We start from the raw sequence: 17,295 nt of genomic DNA, 5'->3' as shown, positions 1-17,295 counted from the left end.
AAGTTCTCTCGACTTCGCTCGAGATGACATAACGAAGTAGGAGCAGCAATAACTCGCGGCTCGTGGCTAGAAGCTCGCGCCTCACAGCTCATAGCTCGCAAGTGTCTCGCAACTTTTCTCTACCTTTGCAGCTATGATTGAGTTGGGTAAAGTGATATTGTCAGACGACATCAAAGAGAAGTTCTTTGTGTGTGACTTAAACAAATGTAAAGGAGCGTGTTGTGTCGAAGGTGACCTGGGAGCACCGCTTGAAAAAGATGAACTCCCAATCATGGAGGAAATCTATGAAAAGGTAAAGCCATACCTTACGGAAGAAGGAAAAGCAGCCATTGAAGAGCAGGGTACTTACATTCTGGATGAGGACGGAGATTATTCAACACCGACAATCGGTGGAAAAGAGTGTGCCTATGCGATCTATGATGAAAAAGGCATTCTCAAGTGCGGCATCGAAGAAGCATATAATGATGGTTTGGTTGATTATAAAAAACCAATCAGCTGCCATCTCTACCCGATCAGGGCTCAAAAATATGATGAGTTTGAGGCACTCAATTACGACCAATGGGACATCTGCAGTCCGGCTTGTGACCTTGGCCAACAATTAAGCTTACCTGTTTATAAATTCCTCAAAGATGCGCTCACCCGTAAGTATGGTGAAGAGTGGTATCAGGAATTGTGCAAAGTGATTGAAGAAGAGGGGTAAAATTCAATCTATTTTAAATGTCTACCTTTTTGTATTGAGACAAAAAGAAAAAAATCAAGGCCGGTGTGCTAACCCACCAACTCCATATGCAAAATAGGGTAGGGCTTGCCGGTACCGTCTAGCTCAGAGCGGCTTTTCACTTGAAAACCACAATGCTGGTAAAAGCCAACTGCCTGGTCATTTTGCTCATTGACGTCCACCTTGGAGACGTTTAATTTTTGCACAGCATAATCGAGCAAGGTTTTACCTATCTTTTTACCTCTATAATCGGGGTGAATAAATAACATTTCTACACCATTGCCTGCGGTACCCAGAAAGCCTATTATCTGTTTATCGCTGTTTCTGATGCATTTTAAATCAACAGCATCTAAGTAAGTATTTAAAATAAGTGGTTTGAAATAGGCAATGTCATCTTCAGATAGAAAGTCATGTGTCGCTCTTACTGAAGCTTCCCAGACCTCTACTACTGCCGGATATTCTGATTTGCTGATTTGATCGATTGTATGTTGCACCGTTTTATAATTAAGCTGCAATAATAACTAAAACCAATCTTCTAACCATTTTACCTGCTTTTTAGTCAACGGCCTTTTCATCACGGACGTAAAACTTTACAAAAAGGTACACGATGATAGGCACGAATACCATCCCAGTCAGAAAGTTTAAAAGAGAAATCCAGTCGTTTATCTCTGTACCGCCTTGAGGAACAAGTACGAGTTCGCCTAATGGACCCTGAGAGAAAATGGTATTGTAGACAAAATTCCAGCCTAGATGGAAGCCGAAAGGTAGCATAATCGACCTGGATTTGGCAAATGCTAACGCCCAGGCATAACCCATCAGACCGGTGCCGATGAATATTAATACCATCGGTAATAGACTACCTAAAACACCGTAAGAAAACCAGTGATATACCCCAAAGGCAACATCAGAGATCCAAATACTTTTTGTTCGGCCGATTTTTTGGATGAGAATGTAAAGAATAGCGCCACGGAAAATCAATTCTTCAGTAAAAACAGATTTTACGTCCCACCAAAAAGAGTGTAATATAAGTTCGGCAGTAACAGACTCATTAAACGCCCATACGGCACCAGTTGTCCAGGCTTTGAAGTATTGAGTAAATACACATAACAATGCGGTGATTGTAAAACCAATCAGAAATTGTAGAAGTCTTTTTGATACAGGTGTAAAGCCTAATGCTAATAAACTCCTTTTTTCAATTAAATATAAAAGCAGCCAGGAGATGGCTAAACCTGCCAGAATACCAATCATTCGCTTTCAAATAACTCAATGGTATAATCCAGTAGCGATATACCACCGGTTTTGCCATGACCGGGTATGACTATCTCAACCTCGGGACGGCTGTCTTTAATGGCTTGCACCGTGCCCGGCCAGGAGTCCGTATTGGCGTCTTCTAAGTTACCTTTACCAGTACCCATGCTCTTGATCAAGCACCCTCCAAACAATACTTTATCATCAGGCACATAGCTTACCACATTATCGTGAGTGTGCCCGGCACCAAAAAAGGTATTGATGACTTTTATATCACCGACCGTAAGCTCGAGGCTTTGGTCAAAACCGTGTTGTGGGATAGGTACACTATCTGCTTGCGCCAGTGTGATAGTTTTTTGTGAGGCATAAGAAGGAATGGCCTTTTCATGAAAGCTATTGAGGCCGCCTAGACAATCCCAGTGAAAATGTGTGACTACCACACCGATCACCTTTGCTTTGAGCGAGTCCTGTACCCAATTGATCAACTCTGCTGAGGCTTCTTCGTTAGCCGGGGTGTCAAAAATAAGGGCCTCATTGTTATTCATGACAATCATACCATTACAGCCTACTTTCCCCCAGGTGTCGGTGTTGAGGTAAGAAATATGTCTGTAGGTATTTTTTGTGAGTTGCTCGACTTGCAGGTCTTCGCTTAGCTCATAATAGTTAAGGCTTTGTGCATGGCAGAAGATCGTTGACCAGCATATAAGCAATAAAGTTAAAATGTTTGATTTCATTAGGGGCTGCTTAGTTGTTGATGTAATTAATGAGTTTTTGATGATTTTTGATCATTAGCACAAGTGGACGCTTGGGCTACTTTGGGCACTTACTTGTTTTCCCAGCCCAATACTACTCATTTTTTAATTGCAGTTCTTCAAAAATTAGGTTGGTAATATCCCAGCTGTCCACAGGGCTCCAGTTGGCTTCGTAATTTGTGAGAATGATTAGGGTCAGATCGTAATCAGGGTATCTATCCAGACGTGAAAGGTAGCCGGGCACAAATCCGGTATGGAATACCACATGCAATGTGTCATTTTTAACAATATCCCAGCCGTAACCATAGTTTTCAAGTACTGGTGTGTACATAGTTTCTGTCATCTCTTTTGTAAGCAGAGAGTGATTAGCCAAGGCCCGCTCAAATTTTAATAAATCCTGCGCAGTGGAATATAAATGGCCACCTCCGGTTAGTAGAGGTACATAAAATTGAGGAGTATTTTGTACTTCGATGCTATCAATTTTATAGCCCTGAGCCAGTTTTGGAATAACCTTCTCCGGATTGTTGGGGCCGGTATCTGTCATTTGCAAAGGGTCGTAAATAAGTTGTTTTAAATACTCGTCATAACTCTGATTAGTGACTGCCTCGATGATATTGGCCAGGACCAAATAACCTACACCACTATAGGAAAAAGAAGTGCCTGGTTCAAAGCGTAGTGGCTGATCATAATACCATGTAAGCGTATTGCTGATGCTGGATTTTTGAAACATGATGATTGAGTCTTCCAAAACATCCCATGAGTGCATAAGCCCAGACGTATGAGAAAGCAATTGATGGATGGTCAGTGGCTGCCAATGTTCCGGGACATCACTTAAATACTGACCTACACTGTCTGAAAACGAGAGCTTTCCCTCTTCCACAAGTCTGAGTATGGCTATGGCTGTAAATGGCTTGGTGACTGATCCGATATTAAATTTTGTCTCTGGTGAATTACGTACATCAAACTGCCGATTAGCATGGCCATAACTTTTGCTAAACAAAACGTTGCCATGCTGCGCGATCAATACATTGCCACTGAAATGTGGTATACTTTGAAAGTAGTTATCTATAGATGTTGAAAAACCCGGTATGTTTTCAGTTGACACATTGTCGCTATTTCTAGAGGGTTTACAGCTAGACCATAAAATGACGGCAATGTACAGGCAGGTAACTATAATAAATCTCATTCAGTATTCATTGTGACGTGATCAATATAGTTAAATAAAGTATTTCTTCTTCTCAGAGTCCTCTATGAGTGACGCTGAGGGAGGTAAAATAGTCCAGATCGATAAATTTAGTGGCACCCATTGCTCGAAATTCATCTCTTTCGCCATTGTTTGGAGCAACTAGGATTGACCTTATTTTTCAAATACTTTCTTTTTATTTCTCAATAAATAGATTGCCCCTGAAAGAAACAATAAGCTGAGTATTAAACCAGAAATACCAAATTGTTCGGCTACGTGACTTTCCGGCACTGGTTTTACAAACTGATTGACCAAACTCAAAAGTAGTCTCACAACAGACCAGATAAGCACCAAAATTGTCCAAAAGCTAATAGTATTTTTGAAGGCTTTTTCTGATTTGCGCGAACTGAGAACAAATAACATGAGGATAGATGCGATTACAATTAGCGGAATGTAACTGCCTATTATCAGATAAATAAGTCCTTTATAAAGGAAGAATAATAATGTGGCGCCTAAGGCAAGCGCATAAGTGAAATGTTCCTTTAAATTGCCGAAGATGGCTTGTTGAATTTTATTCATTCCGTAACAATTTTTTTAATGATGTCCTCCAGCAAATCTGAACAAGACAAAAGATACTCAAAGTCAACGGTGTCATAGGTGTCATCAGGGCTGTCTTTGTAGGGAGAAGAATCCCTATGATAGAAGCACTCACCGGCACCAATCACGTCAAAACCAAAAGGCACGAAAGCATCAAAGTCAGTCGAATTATTGTCGTACCCAACAGGATTTATTTTTATGTCTTTGATAGGAATGCCATGTTCTTCAGCGACAGATTTATATAGCTCAATCAAAGAAGAGGTTCCTGAAAATACTTCCATAGCCCGATCGCCATTTCCGTCCCAGCCAACCATATCGAAGCAATGGATAGAATGTATATCCCAGTGTTTTTGCTTGAGTAGCCCGGCAAAGGTCTTACTGCCTATGAGCTCTTCTTCTTCCTGGTCAAAAAAGACGAAAAGAATGTGCTTGTTTCTATGCGGAAGCTTTGCAAGTTCTTTGACTACACTATATATAAGCGCAATGCCAGTAGCATTGTCAATGGCGCCTGGTGCATTTCGTTTGCCACTGTCGTAATGTCCTCCGAGTATGATATATTCTGAACTCTTGTGAGTCGCAGGAAGCATTCCATATACGTTGGTTCCTTTGTAAGGATCCAGAATTAAATCTATGGCAGCATTAAGATTTGGCGATACGTACTTGTGTTGTTGAGGTTCAATGCCTAATGTGCTGATTAGCTCCAGAAGGTATTGTTTTGTTATCTCACGCTCGTCTTTGGCCCAACGGCTTTTAATTATTGTATTATTTCCTAAGGTGTCATGCCCGGAAAGCTGACCAACAATTTTTTTTTGATAATCAATTTTATTGGTGGGTAAGTTTTCGGTTATTAAAACGCTGCCCATCTGTTTATCCTGACAGGCCAATGCTGTAAAACAAAAGAATAATATGTTGAGGATGTTTTTCATTTCATTCGCCATTTAGCCCAGGTCTGTAATACGCTAAAGGCAGCCTTTTTTCCATTGGAGCTGTTGGTAAGCAGGATGATGCCATCGTTTTTCTCAAAATCCATCATAAAACCTGCTTCCCAACCTGTGTTGGTGCCTGAGTGCCCGGTAACCGTAATCGGGCCGAAACTATAAGTAGCATAGCCCAAACCATAAGCCACACGCTGGGTCTTAGTGATCGGGATAATCGTCACCATTTCCTGAACAGTCTCTTGAGTGAGTACAGCGTTGTCAGTGAATTGTGCTTTTGCGAAAGCGGATATATCTTCGAGGGTTGTATGTAAGCCGGCAGCAGCCTTAGCGGTAAATCTTTCCAGGTAAATTTCCTCGCCCAGTTCGTTATATGGCTTTGCGCTTTTTGCTAAAATAGTATCATCAAGTATAAAGCTTGTGCTGCTCATATTGAGCGGCTCAAAAACGTTTTCCTGCATGTAAATCTCGAATTTTTGTCCTGTAACTTCTTCGATAACCAGCTGCAGGATGGTGTAACCGCCACCCGAATATTTAAACTGCGTTTGTGGTTCGAGAATGACTTTGACCGTTTCATTATCTCTTACCGGTCTGTTTTCACCATTTAGGGAAGCTTCCAAAGAAGGTAGCTCATCATCAGGATGAAAGCCGGGGTAGCCATGAACTGATAATCCGGCACTATGGCTCAAAATAGCCCTTATGGTTACTTTGCTACGGTCAAATTCCGATTCAGGCAGCTTCCAGCGTGTCAGGTAATTTTCTACAGGTACATCGAGGTCAAGTTTTCCATCGTTAACCAACTTCATGATACCCCAGGCGGTAAACAGCTTTGATATAGAACCTATGTTGAAGCCGGTATGCGTTGATATTTTAGTTTGGTTGGCCATGTCGCCAAAGCCATGTCCTTTTTCATAAATTATAGCACCGTTTTCGATAATCGCTACTGCCATACCAGGCACTTTGTTCCTTTCAAGTAAGAGTGGAATTTCGGCATCCATCAACTGGTCGATAGATTTCATTTCTTTAGTTGCAGCCGGCTGAGACATCATATTTGTAGTCATGCACAGTAAGCCAGCCAATAGTATTGATGTAAGTCTTTTCATTGAATAAAATTTTAAAGTTGTCTCTAACTTAGCATCACGCACTAACAGCAAATAATAAAATTGACCGATGGACAAATTGTTGATGCAATCAACACACCATCAATGACCTGTACCATCTATTTTCGGTTTCATGTCATTTGTACCGGAAATGGAGTAATCTGTCAAATAAATTGTTGACAGCGTTACATTAAAATATCTTTGTACCATGTTTTCAATAGGAAAGAGGTATTTATCAGGGATTGTTGCCACACTACTGCTTGTGAGTGCAAGCTTAGGTATGGTGCACTACAAACAGCTATTAGAAAGCTCGCCAAAGGAAGTTTATGAGACGTATTTTTTAATTTCTCAGGTCTTATTTTTTGGCGTCATTGCATATTTTCTGGTCTCATGGATTTTCAAATTGGTGAGTAACTATCGATTACTTAAAAATGAGAAAATCGAAGCCGAATTGAGTTTACTTAAAAGTAAGATTGACCCACATTTCTTTTTTAACACGCTCAATAATTTGTACGGTCTTGCCATCGCTAAGTCGGACAAAACCCCGGGGGTGATACAAAAACTGTCCGAAATCATGCGTTATACAATTTATGAGGGTGAGAAGCATCGTACACCGCTTAAAAGTGAAATCAACTACCTTGAAGAGTACATCGATATTCAAAAAATCAGGTATAAGAAAAATGTTGATATACAGTTTAACAAAGAGGTAGCCGATGATTCGACAATGGTGGCACCGCTACTTTTTATTATGCTGGTTGAAAATGCATTTAAACACGGTATTGAAAGTCTTACAGAAGATGCTTTTGTCCACATCCATTTGGTACAACAAGATGATACCATCACTTTTGAAGTGACCAATAATTTTGAAACAAGGCCCGAAACCACCAATGGCCTAGGGCTAAAAAATCTGAAAAAGCGATTGCAACATTTATATACGGATAGGCACCGTTTAGTTTTGGAAAAAGAGGAAAATGTATATTGTGCTAAAATCACCTTAAAGACAAAATGATCAGATATGCCATCATAGATGACGAGCCCATCGCGCATAGCATTATTGAAGAGTTTGCGAAGGAGGTGAGCAGCTTGCAGAAGGCAGGCAATTGTTATGATGCATTCCAGGCCATAGAGTTGCTACAGAAACAACAAATTGATGTGTTGTTTTTGGATATTAACATGCCAAAAATCACAGGGTTTGACATGCTGAAAACACTAAAAAATCCACCAAAAGTAATCGTAACCACGGCATACAAGGAATTTGCCCTAGAGGGTTATGAATTTCAGGTGTCAGACTACTTATTGAAACCCTTTACGTTTTCCCGTTTTCTCAAGGCTGTCAATACGGTTTTAGATTTCAAAGCGAGTAACTCAGCAGAATGCGACACTTCGCAAGACTTCATCATCATTAAAGTAGATAAGAAAAAGCATCGTGTAAAATTGTCTGAGATCCAATTTATCGAAGCACAAGGGAATTATTGTAAAGTAGCGACTCAAACCAATACCCTGCTGACACTTCGCAGCATATCAGATTTTCAGTCAGCATTACCAGACCAGTTTTTGCGTGTACACAATTCTTTCATTTTGAATAAGGATATGGTCACTGCTATAGAAGGAAATAGAATTTTTATCAATGAGCAAACCATTCCGGTAGGAAGAACTTATAAGCAAGTACTTGACAGGTTATAAGCCTTCTTATTTTGAACAGTTAGCCTCCAGGTATATACTTGGATTTGCCGCATTTTTTATATTCCAATCGTTTTGATTTTTATCGCGGTAAACAAAACCGTTGAATGGGGAAGGAGTGACGATTGGCATGGCCAATACGGGTTTATCGTTTAACTGTTTTAATTCAATGAGTGTGGCTATTGGGTTGAGTTCTTTCGTTTAAAAGTTGATCCAATTAAAATGACGGCAGCAATTACATCCACTACGTTCCAAAGTTCTCTCCCAAGTGAAATTTTCAAAAATGGCTGAAATAGCAAAGCAAGTACCACATAGAAAATTGCAAGTTGTTGATTATTTGATTCATAGCAGTTAAATGCAAGAATTGCGAATCCAACCAATGCCGCAAACCTGATGAACTGGTAATAACCATACGGCATATCTAGCAAGCAAATAAGTAAACCCAAGGCCAATATCAGCTTTATGAGGACTATTTTATTCATTGGAATGTACTTTGATCTCAGCGAACTCAGGAATTTCTTGATTATCGAAATAGCTGGTGGTCAGTTTTTCGATATACTTCTCTGAAATTATGTCCTGCACAACATAATCTTCAATGTCGGCAACGTGAGAAAAATCTTCTAAAATTTCATCTCCCGTGATGACGAGATAAGAGTGAATGATTTTGAAAAACCTTAGCTCTGTGTATTGCACTATTTCGTCTGCTTCAATCATTTTTATGGTTACAGCTACCAATTTGGATTCCTGATCGTGAGTCAGTTCGGCTTGTTTAAGTTTTTTGAAATAGTTTCTTAAAAATATATGACCATTCTTATTTATCTCCTCTACAAGTTGGTTTAATCTAACTTCCAGATTTTCAATATTGAAAAGAGATTCCTTTTTCTCCAGATCGGAAATCAAGGTAACTTCTTTTGGGTCAATATCACCATCACAAGCCATAACTGAGAAAGCTGTGAGTAGAAGCAAATCTGAGAATTCATTCTTTTCCATAATTCTTTAAGAGTTTCTTATTTTAAATCCGATCTTGGGTCGGAATCCTTTTGAAGAATCACCTTCCAAACTTGATTTTATTTCTGTGTATTTCTGAATTTCAGTTAGCGAAACGGATGGTCTTGTTGATTTAATCACTTCAATTAGAATTTTTTGGGTGATTTTGGATTTTTGTTTCAGAGCTGATCTTGCCGCTTCATCTGTCAAAAACTTTAGATCAACCGAGACATAGTTTTCTGTTTTGTCGGAAAGTTCATCGTAATCAATCCCAAAATCTATAGGACGATCTTTTAGTAGTTTCTTGAACATTGCTTTTCGGGCCCGATGGTCAGGAGGTGGGATAAAAATGACTTTATCAATTCTTCCTGCTCTTAAGACTGCCGGGTCAATCAAATTTGGTTGATTAGTAGAAGCAATTACGAAAACACCATCTTTTCCGCAGTTGTTAAGTTGGGCAAGAAATTCGTTGACTTCTCCTGATTGATGAGGACTAGTATTCCCTTCCCTTTTTGGAACAAATGCATCAAATTCTTCAAAATTGATGATAGTTGGGGCTTCCTTTCTTGCTTGGTTAAAGAGTTCTCCAATTTTTTCCTGTGCGCCATGCACATAAATGCTTGCAAGGCTTGATGGCTTTACTTCGATGTAATTGTAGTCAGCTTCCTCTGCCAGTTTTTCTGCAAAAAAAGACTTGCCACATCCAGGGGGACCATAAAGCAACAAACCATTTGGTATTGTCAATCCATATGATTTGTAAAGCTCTTGTTCGTCAAGTGCACGGATAACATCATTGTAAAGGATTTCTTTCAGTACATCCATTCCGGCAATGGCACCAAACCCATGAGATTCACCCTTCTCTATTTTATAGTCCTTATTGACTTTTATTGATGCAGGTTTTACTTCAATTTGAATTTCACCATTCAATGCTCTAATCATTTCGTCTGCTGAATTGAACCTGTTTTCAGGATTTTGATCAATTGATTTTTTTATTACTGAAATAATCAAGTCAACCTCAGAAAAATCTACAGTATTAAGCTTTTGAAATTTGAGTGGTTTTTTCCTCTGCTCCAAAATAGTTGTTACCAACTCATCTTTTTTATAATCTGAAATATCGGCAAACCAAGGCGGAAGGCAATACAGCAAGTGATACATCAAAGTACCTACTGCATACAAGTCAGATTTAGGGGAGAAAACATCATTGAAACATTCTGGTGCTAAATAGAATGGGTTTAATTCCTTTTTAGAAAAGACTTTAATTGAAGTGGTAAACAATCTCGCATAGCTGAAATCAACGATTTTAGGTATTTCCATTTTGCCACCCAAATCCATCATTACATTTTGGTGGTTCAGATGATTGTGGAGAATAGGAGGGTTTTGATTGTGGAGATATTTTAGTCCATTTAAAACACCAAGCGCAATACTTTTTACTTTGAATAAATCCAGTTCTTTTTCTCTTTTCAGCAGATTGCTCAAGGTTTCCCCGCTGATAAAGTCAAGTGCCAGATAGCTGAATCTTTCATTATTGTAAATCCAATCTCCACTACCTGCATAGGTGACAAGATTGGGGTGACGGCAATTTTTCAGGAGTTCTATTTCTTTAACCTTTCCTGATGGATCAAACTGTGTTCGCTGAAGTTTGGCGAAATTGAATAGTTTGAGAAAAAAGGTTTTGCCAGTACTATTCTTTACCCGATAAGACTCAGAGAATTCAGATTTTGCAAGGTGGAAATGAACCGTGTATTTATCATCAATAATTGTTGATTTGGGCAATATGTTAACTTCTGAGGTCAATTACTATCTCATTAAAACTTCAAGATCATCACCAGGTCTTTCATCTGGGGGAAGCAGATTTATCAAATCAATCACGACTGCATGAAGTGCTTCTCTGGTAGGGTTTTCAGAGATAATTTGTTGAGCTTTTTGGATCAGTTGCCTTGCTCTCTGAGAGTCTTTCCAATTGAATGAATGGAAATTTTCATCATGATATCTGATGAAATTAACCAACTGATAAATAAAGGTTAATCCAAAGAAAAACTCATGAACTTCCTCAAGCAACGCTTGCCCAACTTTCACATCCTTATTACGAATCACTTCATCTATTTGTGTTCTAAGCTGATTTATGTGTTGGGTTGTTTTCTCATTTCCAAGGTCATTATTGGCCTGCTCAAGTCTTTCGAATTCTTTACGAAGTTCTTCTTCGAGCTTAGGCCACTCAATATTGTCGTTGAGTTCATCTATTTTCTTGAACGATTTTCTAAGGTTGTCAAGGACTTCCTTTTTTCTGTCATAGTCACTTTTCCCTTGATCTAATCGCTGTTGTTGATACTCGATTTCCTTATTAATCTTATCAATTTCATCTTGGCTGGTATGACCACTGGAGGCTAGCTCGGATAATGTTCCTTTCGCTTTTCTGATTTCATTGTAAAGGAAATCAGCTTCAATTTCCTCTGTAGTTCCTTCTGGAACTCCTATGTCAGTTGAGTGATCTAAGTAAGGAAAATATGCCTCAATCTTTTCAATCCTTCCAGATTTATCGGTAGTTAGTGTTAAGTCAACATCAGAGTTTTCAGGCAACAAAGATGGAAGGTCATCACCACTAATTTTCACATCATAAACATGTTCATTATACAAAGCTCTTGTTCCTTCAGAATAGAAATCACCCTGATAAATCGGAATTTTTATAATGTCGGAGCTCATGCCTGGCCTTACTTGCTTCTGAGTTTTTAGACCGTTAATAGTTCCCTTTGCTGGCAATGACTGATTCACTTCCAATCCATTGGCAGTTTTGAAAATAAGTTTTCCGTCTTTTCTCCTTTTAATTTCTACACCGATGTTATATGGCAGGGTGGCACTTCCAATTTTGGAACCCTGAATAATTGAAAACGAATCTGGTTGACACTCAATTCGGCTACCAGAACCATCGAAGAGGATAACTTCGAAACTATTAGGTTTACCTTCATTCAATTTCACTTCAATGATTTCACCTTTGTCATTAATTTCCACTTTTCCAGAAGACCAAGCCTTATCACTACGGGTTATTTCAGCATGAACAGTTGGGGGAATAGAACCTTCAGTTTTTTCAGGGATGGTTTTAATAGTGACCCACTCTTCCATTTCAACTGTTGAAGCTTCGTACCCAAGATCAATTTGAATCCTGGTTTTATCTCTGCTGGATTCTTTTACTTCTTCACTAATATCTATTGTGGATGCATAGAGTGCTGCACCAACTGCAACAGCAGTCATTGGATCAGCACTTACATCTGGTTTTTTGATTTGTTCTTCGAGCATTGACCTTAGAATTGGTGAGTAAGTAGGGCCACCAACAAGAATTAGAGAATCAATCTTAGAGCCGTTTAAATTATTTCTATTGAGAAGGTCTGATGTTATGTCAATAGCCCTCTGAAATATAGGGCATAGAACTTTTTTAAGGGATTCTTGGGAAATTGTTATATCCAATTCGAATTCTTCACCATTATCATCCTCTCCGGGAATGTCCCCAAGATCTGAGAGAACATTGTGATCTGGCTTGAAGGAGAGTTGTATTTTGGCTTCCTCCGCATAGTATTTCATTGCTTCCTGAAGTATCCCTTTCTTTTTCTCATCTTCAAGAATGCTATCAATCGCATATTCGGATTTGAAATACGGAATGATAATTTCATCGATAATCGCAGCATCAAGATTTTTACCACCCAGGTAATTGTCACCATCCGTATCTACCACCTTCATGATGCCATCTTCTACGTTCACTAAAGCAGCATCGAATGTTCCACCACCAAAGTCAAACACCACCCAAAAGCCGTTTTTGTTGGTTGAGGACAAGCCGTAAGCCATTGAAGCAGCGATTGGTTCCTGTAGAAGTTCGCAATGATTGAATCCAGCAAGCTTTGCTGCTGTCATTGTTGCATCTTTTTGACGAATATCAAACTTGGCTGGAACGGTTACAACAACCGACTGAAATTCATCATCAGAGATGAAGGATTTTAGCTTTTTAAGAACTTCAGATGAGAGGTGCTCTGAATTAAAATCTGTCTCCATGTGAGAACTGTGGTATTTCTTATCAGTTCCCATGGTTCGCTTGAATTCAATGAAAGTGTTCGGTTGAATTGAATCACCCCTCATTGATCTTAGTTTATCTGATTTGAAAGTGTTAAACGCAGAGTCTCCCACAAGCACGGATTTCTTCTTATTAAAACCCACACATGAAGGCATTGTATCTTTAAGAGTATCGGTTTTTTTAATTGTAGGCACACCATTTTCCATTCTGGCTATTGCAGAATTGGTAGTTCCAAGGTCAATAGCATAATCAATTTTCAATCTTGACATATTCTTTTATTCAGGTTGTGATACTTCTATTTGGGCTTGCTGAACCATAACTCCTCTATAATTTATCTGAGGTTTAATAATCCTAGTAATTACTGGCACCTCTTCATCCATATCAGGATCAGGTCGAAATGTAACTGACGCCTTTAAGCCTTCTTCATAAGTCTTTCCGAGCATATCAACCATTTCATAGCCATTTGAAGCGAAATTGTCTCTAATGCGTTCAACCGCCTTTGCTAATTGCTTAAGGCCCTTTGTGCCTTCATCCATTTGGCAAATGTTCTTCTCGATTCTGACAATTTCATCCGCAAGCTTCAAAGCCAGTAAGTGATCAGGTTTGGAGCTACTGCTTGAAGATGTCTCTTCTTCCTGTATTACTTTTAATTGGGTCTCCATGATACCGATAAGCTTTTCATCCAGCCAGATGCCCTCTTGTTCCAGTTGTTTTCTTGTGGAAGAGATGTTTTCTACTATAGAAGATTGATTGTCTGAAACTCGCTTGCGAAGCATGAAGAATAATCCTAATGTGATCAATCCGACCGCTAAAACGGCAATAATCCAGTATAGAGTGTTCTTGTTCAGTGACTCATCAAGTGATTCTATTCTCTGGGATGCCGATTGTCCCGTTTTTTGAATTTGTCCAGTGAGTTCAGTCTTCTGGCTTGCGATTGATTCTGATAGTTTCTCAATTGACTGTCTGTTTTTTAGTAGTAAAACCTGAAGGCTATCAAGTCTGGAATCTGTAGTTTGCCCAGATAATTTAATATCATTGACATTGCGAGAGAGTCGATTGCTAACCTCTTGGAGCTTAGTCAAGTCAGATTTAGCCGTGCTTAAGTTTTGGTCAATTGCTTCAATCTTTGCCTCAGCATTTCGAATTCTAATGCTATCCGATTGAGCAAAGGATGACCAATATAAAGCAAGAATAAATAGACATAGCAGAATTTTTTTCATGAGAAATAAAGAATTATTTGAAAAATTCAGATTGACTTATGCCTTCCTGTGACATGTTACCATTGGAGATTGAATAAAGAGTAACCTCATAAGTAGAATATTGATATCCATTGTCCTGAAGGTTAAGTCGATCATTGTAACCATCAGATTTGCTAAAACTAAAATCAGTATCAAAACCGCCTTTTATATTTGGCCCGTCAATTTTTTTATAGGGGTTCCAGTCATTGCCATAGAATCCCTTTATGTAATATGTTCCATTTGGAATATTGGTCATTTTGAATGAGGAACCAGCTCTGATGTATTCATTTCGTACAGTTCGATCAGAATAGACGTTCACCAAACAAATTACAACATCGTTGGCATTCCCATTTTTAAATTGAACCCAGTTATTTACGGACTTATCATAGACTCCGCTACCAAAAACTGAATTGTAAGGGGAATCACCGTTTTTTAGTTGATTTCCCTTGTATTTACTAGGTGTTGTAATCGGTTTTGAAGGAAGATCGTTACTCGGAGTTGAAGGTGATTTATATGTTGAAGGTGCCGTATAGGATGATGTGCGATTTGATGATCTATTTTTTGAGTTTGTTGAAATAAGCGCAATGATTCCAATAATAGCACATATCACTATCAATATCATGCATCCAGAATTTGATGAGTCGTTCGAAGATTGTTTTTGAGTTCGGGTCTGAGTTGATTGCAATTGCCCCAGAATTTTATTCAAAGAATCTTTGTTAGTATTGAGTTGATGTCTTAGATCCGAAACCATGTCAAATGAAGCTAAGCTTTGCATGACAGAGTTCGCCAGGTTAACTGTTGATAGAAGGGAATTTAATTGGCCAGGAGTTGGAGAATGCCCGAAATCTTCTTGTCCATTGTTCACAATTGACACTAGCATGCCTTGGGCGTTATGAACTATGGCACTGCTTATTCCTAAATAAAGTTCATCACTTGACCCAAGAGCTTGCTTAATTCTATACAGTCCCGATTTGGTAGAGTTAACCAATTCAGATGCGGCTGAAACTGACTCGTATTTGTTTTGAAAAGAATCGAGAGTTCCTTTTATGAATTCTAAGTCCTCTTTTATTTTTTCTTGTTTTTTCCTATCACCGGCAGAGTCAATCCACTCCTGAAGTCCCTCAATGTTTTGCTCGATTCGTTCCTTGGTCTGCAATCCAACAACTATTGAGTTGGCATACTTGAACAGTTTCATGATGTCATTTCCAAGGTCACCTTTATGTTCGTCTTCATCATCACGGTATTGATGAAAATAGTCTACTCCACACTGGAGTATTTCTTTGGCTAGCTTGTCTGCAATCAGTTTGTATTTTGGGTCACTTTTTTCAAGAATATCCGCGAGAGTTCCAAAGTCATCCTTTGTAGATGTGTAAAGTTTTCTTGCCAAGGAGAAACCACTTTCAGGGTTTTGAGTTCGCTTCTTTTTGGTTTGATCGAGTATAGTTTCAATGTTATGAAATGGTTCATCAGATACCTTCTCTGACAAAAGATTCTTGATACTTGGATTAATTTGGCTTATCTGGGCAAGCAGCTTTTTAGGACTTTGAAGTCCTTTCGAACTAATATCTTCTAAAATGCCACTTATTATTCGAAGAAGTTCTTTTTCATCGTCTGTTGGGTAGGTTTCGTCCGCTACTGTTTTGCAAAATTGATTGAATGATTCAGATTTTATTAACTCAGATTTTAATCTAATCGCTTCCAGAATGGATTCAGTATTGAAACTATCGTTCTGCGTAGCACTGAACAGTTTTAGGGTTCCTAGGTTGTTGAAGGCTCCAAAGTTTTTGTCATTGACAGATTTGCCGCTGATGACTTTCTCCCATATGTCTAAGGATTTGTCAATATCACCAGTTCTGAGATAACCTAGAGCTGTTTCATCAAGATGGTTCAGGTTCACGAACCAGAATAGCGAATGAAAAACTTTGTTTTGATTAATTTCAATTTGTGAAAAGGCTTTTTCAATGATTACATTTGTTCGTTCAGGAATGCCAATAGCTGTTAAATCCTCTGAGAATTCAATATCCTTCCCAACTTTTTGATAAGCGTTTATTTTTCCTTTTTGCTTTTCAATTGTTCGTTGTTTTGTTCCGGCAAGTAAGCCGAGAATGTGAAATGGATTTTGATGAATTAATTGCATTAGGCGAGGACGTTAGATCAATAATAGGGTAGTTGAATTATTTGGCTCTTTTCGCCTTTTTGGGGTGGAATTGACATGGAAAAAGCGGAATGTACCAAAAGCCTTTTGGGAAATCTTTTAGTTAGGTGTTCAGTTAGGTCATAATGTTTCATAGGGTAATTTATACGTTATGCAGAACATGTGCCACAACATACGATAACAACCATGCATGATATTTCCTGATACCCAAGGCGAAAACATGCATTGAGATGTTAGAAACCAGCTTTAATGGTTGTTGTACCCGATTGTTGTCGTTTGTAATTACTTATACTTGGTCAATATAAACAAAATTATCATAGAATAATAATATGTTATATAAGCGGTGGGTTGATTCTGGATGGTTTTTAATGTGTTAGCACAAGTGGACACTTGCGCTAGTTGGGGGTAAGATTCGCATGATTATGCCGATGGGTATTCAGAGAAGTAGATGTCCATTCCAATCTTTCCCATTATTGACATTGATTCTGAGTTCAAAACTGCACCGCCACCTGCCGCGTCTTTTCTTATGTCAAACCCAATGTCTGCTACGTACTTACTTGGCTCTAAATTTTTCCCTTTACTCATCAACCAAGTTTCAAGAGTATCAATTTGCGTTGGTAAATCCCAATCTTCATTACAAAGACA

General features: G+C 38.8%; 17 protein-coding genes. 3 read left to right on the top strand and 14 right to left on the bottom strand.

Translation table 11 applies throughout. The features are described from left to right. The first annotated feature begins 133 nt into the window (after window positions 1-133). Window positions 134-700, top strand: a complete 567-nt coding sequence (locus E1176_RS16720) for a DUF3109 family protein (protein ID WP_155212141.1) — start codon at window positions 134-136, stop codon at window positions 698-700. A 68-nt stretch (window positions 701-768) separates the two neighbouring features. On the opposite strand, the gene E1176_RS16715 is transcribed toward E1176_RS16720, so the two are convergent. The 7 genes from E1176_RS16715 to E1176_RS16685 all read right to left on the bottom strand — a co-directional run bounded on the left by E1176_RS16715 (window position 769) and on the right by E1176_RS16685 (window position 6,536). Further along, window positions 769-1,212, bottom strand: a complete 444-nt coding sequence (locus E1176_RS16715; RefSeq protein ID WP_185152859.1) for a GNAT family N-acetyltransferase — start codon at window positions 1,210-1,212, stop codon at window positions 769-771. A gap of 61 nt (window positions 1,213-1,273) precedes the next feature. Next, on the bottom strand, window positions 1,274-1,966 hold the full coding sequence (locus E1176_RS16710) for a CPBP family intramembrane glutamic endopeptidase (RefSeq protein ID WP_155212138.1): 693 nt from the start codon (window positions 1,964-1,966) through the stop codon (window positions 1,274-1,276). Next, window positions 1,963-2,700 carry a subclass B1 metallo-beta-lactamase gene (gene bla, locus E1176_RS16705; protein WP_155212136.1) on the bottom strand — a complete coding sequence of 246 codons (738 nt, stop codon included), beginning with the start codon at window positions 2,698-2,700 and terminating at the stop codon, window positions 1,963-1,965. The genes E1176_RS16710 and bla overlap by 4 nt, the downstream gene beginning before the upstream one ends. A gap of 112 nt (window positions 2,701-2,812) precedes the next feature. After that, the gene (locus tag E1176_RS16700; RefSeq protein ID WP_155212134.1) at window positions 2,813-3,904 is read right to left on the bottom strand and encodes a serine hydrolase domain-containing protein; all 1,092 of its coding nucleotides are present in this window, start codon (window positions 3,902-3,904) and stop codon (window positions 2,813-2,815) included. Window positions 3,905-4,075: 171 nt separating this feature from the next. After that, window positions 4,076-4,480, bottom strand: coding sequence for a hypothetical protein (locus tag E1176_RS16695; RefSeq protein ID WP_155212132.1), 405 nt, complete (start codon window positions 4,478-4,480; stop codon window positions 4,076-4,078). After that, window positions 4,477-5,436: a M28 family metallopeptidase gene (locus E1176_RS16690; protein WP_246206108.1), complete on the bottom strand. Its 960-nt coding sequence runs from the start codon at window positions 5,434-5,436 to the stop codon at window positions 4,477-4,479. Before E1176_RS16690 ends, E1176_RS16695 begins: the two co-directional genes overlap by 4 nt. Next, entirely contained in the window at window positions 5,421-6,536 is a 1,116-nt protein-coding gene (locus tag E1176_RS16685) for a serine hydrolase domain-containing protein (protein WP_155212129.1), read from the bottom strand. Before E1176_RS16685 ends, E1176_RS16690 begins: the two co-directional genes overlap by 16 nt. Before the next feature lie 205 nt (window positions 6,537-6,741). On the opposite strand from E1176_RS16685, the gene E1176_RS16680 reads away from it, so the two are divergent. Both E1176_RS16680 and E1176_RS16675 read left to right on the top strand, forming a co-directional pair. Further along, window positions 6,742-7,542 (top strand): sensor histidine kinase, encoded by an 801-nt coding sequence (locus tag E1176_RS16680; RefSeq protein ID WP_155212127.1) that lies wholly within the window; start codon window positions 6,742-6,744, stop codon window positions 7,540-7,542. Next, the gene (locus E1176_RS16675) at window positions 7,539-8,216 is read left to right on the top strand and encodes a LytR/AlgR family response regulator transcription factor (protein ID WP_155212125.1); all 678 of its coding nucleotides are present in this window, start codon (window positions 7,539-7,541) and stop codon (window positions 8,214-8,216) included. Before E1176_RS16680 ends, E1176_RS16675 begins: the two co-directional genes overlap by 4 nt. Window positions 8,217-8,392: 176 nt before the next feature. Here E1176_RS16675 and E1176_RS16670 read toward each other — a convergent pair whose 3' ends face one another. From E1176_RS16670 to E1176_RS16640, 7 genes are all read right to left on the bottom strand, one after another. Next, window positions 8,393-8,695: a DUF6804 family protein gene (locus tag E1176_RS16670; RefSeq protein ID WP_155212123.1), complete on the bottom strand. Its 303-nt coding sequence runs from the start codon at window positions 8,693-8,695 to the stop codon at window positions 8,393-8,395. Next, a complete protein-coding gene (locus E1176_RS16665; protein WP_155212121.1) occupies window positions 8,688-9,203 on the bottom strand; it encodes a hypothetical protein in 516 nt (171 codons plus the stop codon). Before E1176_RS16665 ends, E1176_RS16670 begins: the two co-directional genes overlap by 8 nt. 6 nt (window positions 9,204-9,209) lie before the next feature. Further along, window positions 9,210-10,973 carry an AAA family ATPase gene (locus E1176_RS16660; protein ID WP_222933168.1) on the bottom strand — a complete coding sequence of 588 codons (1,764 nt, stop codon included), beginning with the start codon at window positions 10,971-10,973 and terminating at the stop codon, window positions 9,210-9,212. Between the two features lie 24 nt (window positions 10,974-10,997). Further along, window positions 10,998-13,526: an Hsp70 family protein gene (locus E1176_RS16655; protein WP_155212117.1), complete on the bottom strand. Its 2,529-nt coding sequence runs from the start codon at window positions 13,524-13,526 to the stop codon at window positions 10,998-11,000. Between the two features lie 6 nt (window positions 13,527-13,532). Next, the gene (locus E1176_RS16650) at window positions 13,533-14,477 is read right to left on the bottom strand and encodes a hypothetical protein (RefSeq protein WP_155212115.1); all 945 of its coding nucleotides are present in this window, start codon (window positions 14,475-14,477) and stop codon (window positions 13,533-13,535) included. 13 nt (window positions 14,478-14,490) lie between these two features. Further along, window positions 14,491-16,632, bottom strand: a complete 2,142-nt coding sequence (locus E1176_RS16645) for a hypothetical protein (protein ID WP_155212113.1) — start codon at window positions 16,630-16,632, stop codon at window positions 14,491-14,493. Between the two features lie 438 nt (window positions 16,633-17,070). Further along, window positions 17,071-17,295 (bottom strand): hypothetical protein (locus E1176_RS16640; protein WP_155212111.1); only part of this gene is annotated, 225 nt, incomplete at its 5' end.

This window comes from Fulvivirga aurantia (assembly GCF_009711475.1).
Taxonomy (GTDB): domain Bacteria; phylum Bacteroidota; class Bacteroidia; order Cytophagales; family Cyclobacteriaceae; genus Fulvivirga; species Fulvivirga aurantia.
Note: the sequence above shows the minus strand (reverse complement) of the source record. Positions and strands in the feature narration are given on the sequence as shown.

Bases quoted from the DNA above. Each gene is read 5' to 3' on its own strand.
- E1176_RS16720 (WP_155212141.1), top strand. From the start codon at position 134: ATGATTGAGTTGGGTAAAGTGATATTGTCAGACGACATCAAAGAGAAG.
- E1176_RS16710 (WP_155212138.1), bottom strand. From the start codon at position 1,966: ATGATTGGTATTCTGGCAGGTTTAGCCATCTCCTGGCTGCTTTTATAT.
- bla (WP_155212136.1), bottom strand. From the start codon at position 2,700: ATGAAATCAAACATTTTAACTTTATTGCTTATATGCTGGTCAACGATC.
- E1176_RS16700 (WP_155212134.1), bottom strand. From the start codon at position 3,904: ATGAGATTTATTATAGTTACCTGCCTGTACATTGCCGTCATTTTATGG.
- E1176_RS16695 (WP_155212132.1), bottom strand. From the start codon at position 4,480: ATGAATAAAATTCAACAAGCCATCTTCGGCAATTTAAAGGAACATTTC.
- E1176_RS16690 (WP_246206108.1), bottom strand. From the start codon at position 5,436: ATGGCGAATGAAATGAAAAACATCCTCAACATATTATTCTTTTGTTTT.
- E1176_RS16685 (WP_155212129.1), bottom strand. From the start codon at position 6,536: ATGAAAAGACTTACATCAATACTATTGGCTGGCTTACTGTGCATGACT.
- E1176_RS16680 (WP_155212127.1), top strand. From the start codon at position 6,742: ATGTTTTCAATAGGAAAGAGGTATTTATCAGGGATTGTTGCCACACTA.
- E1176_RS16675 (WP_155212125.1), top strand. From the start codon at position 7,539: ATGATCAGATATGCCATCATAGATGACGAGCCCATCGCGCATAGCATT.
- E1176_RS16670 (WP_155212123.1), bottom strand. From the start codon at position 8,695: ATGAATAAAATAGTCCTCATAAAGCTGATATTGGCCTTGGGTTTACTT.
- E1176_RS16665 (WP_155212121.1), bottom strand. From the start codon at position 9,203: ATGGAAAAGAATGAATTCTCAGATTTGCTTCTACTCACAGCTTTCTCA.
- E1176_RS16655 (WP_155212117.1), bottom strand. From the start codon at position 13,526: ATGTCAAGATTGAAAATTGATTATGCTATTGACCTTGGAACTACCAAT.
- E1176_RS16650 (WP_155212115.1), bottom strand. From the start codon at position 14,477: ATGAAAAAAATTCTGCTATGTCTATTTATTCTTGCTTTATATTGGTCA.
- E1176_RS16645 (WP_155212113.1), bottom strand. From the start codon at position 16,632: ATGCAATTAATTCATCAAAATCCATTTCACATTCTCGGCTTACTTGCC.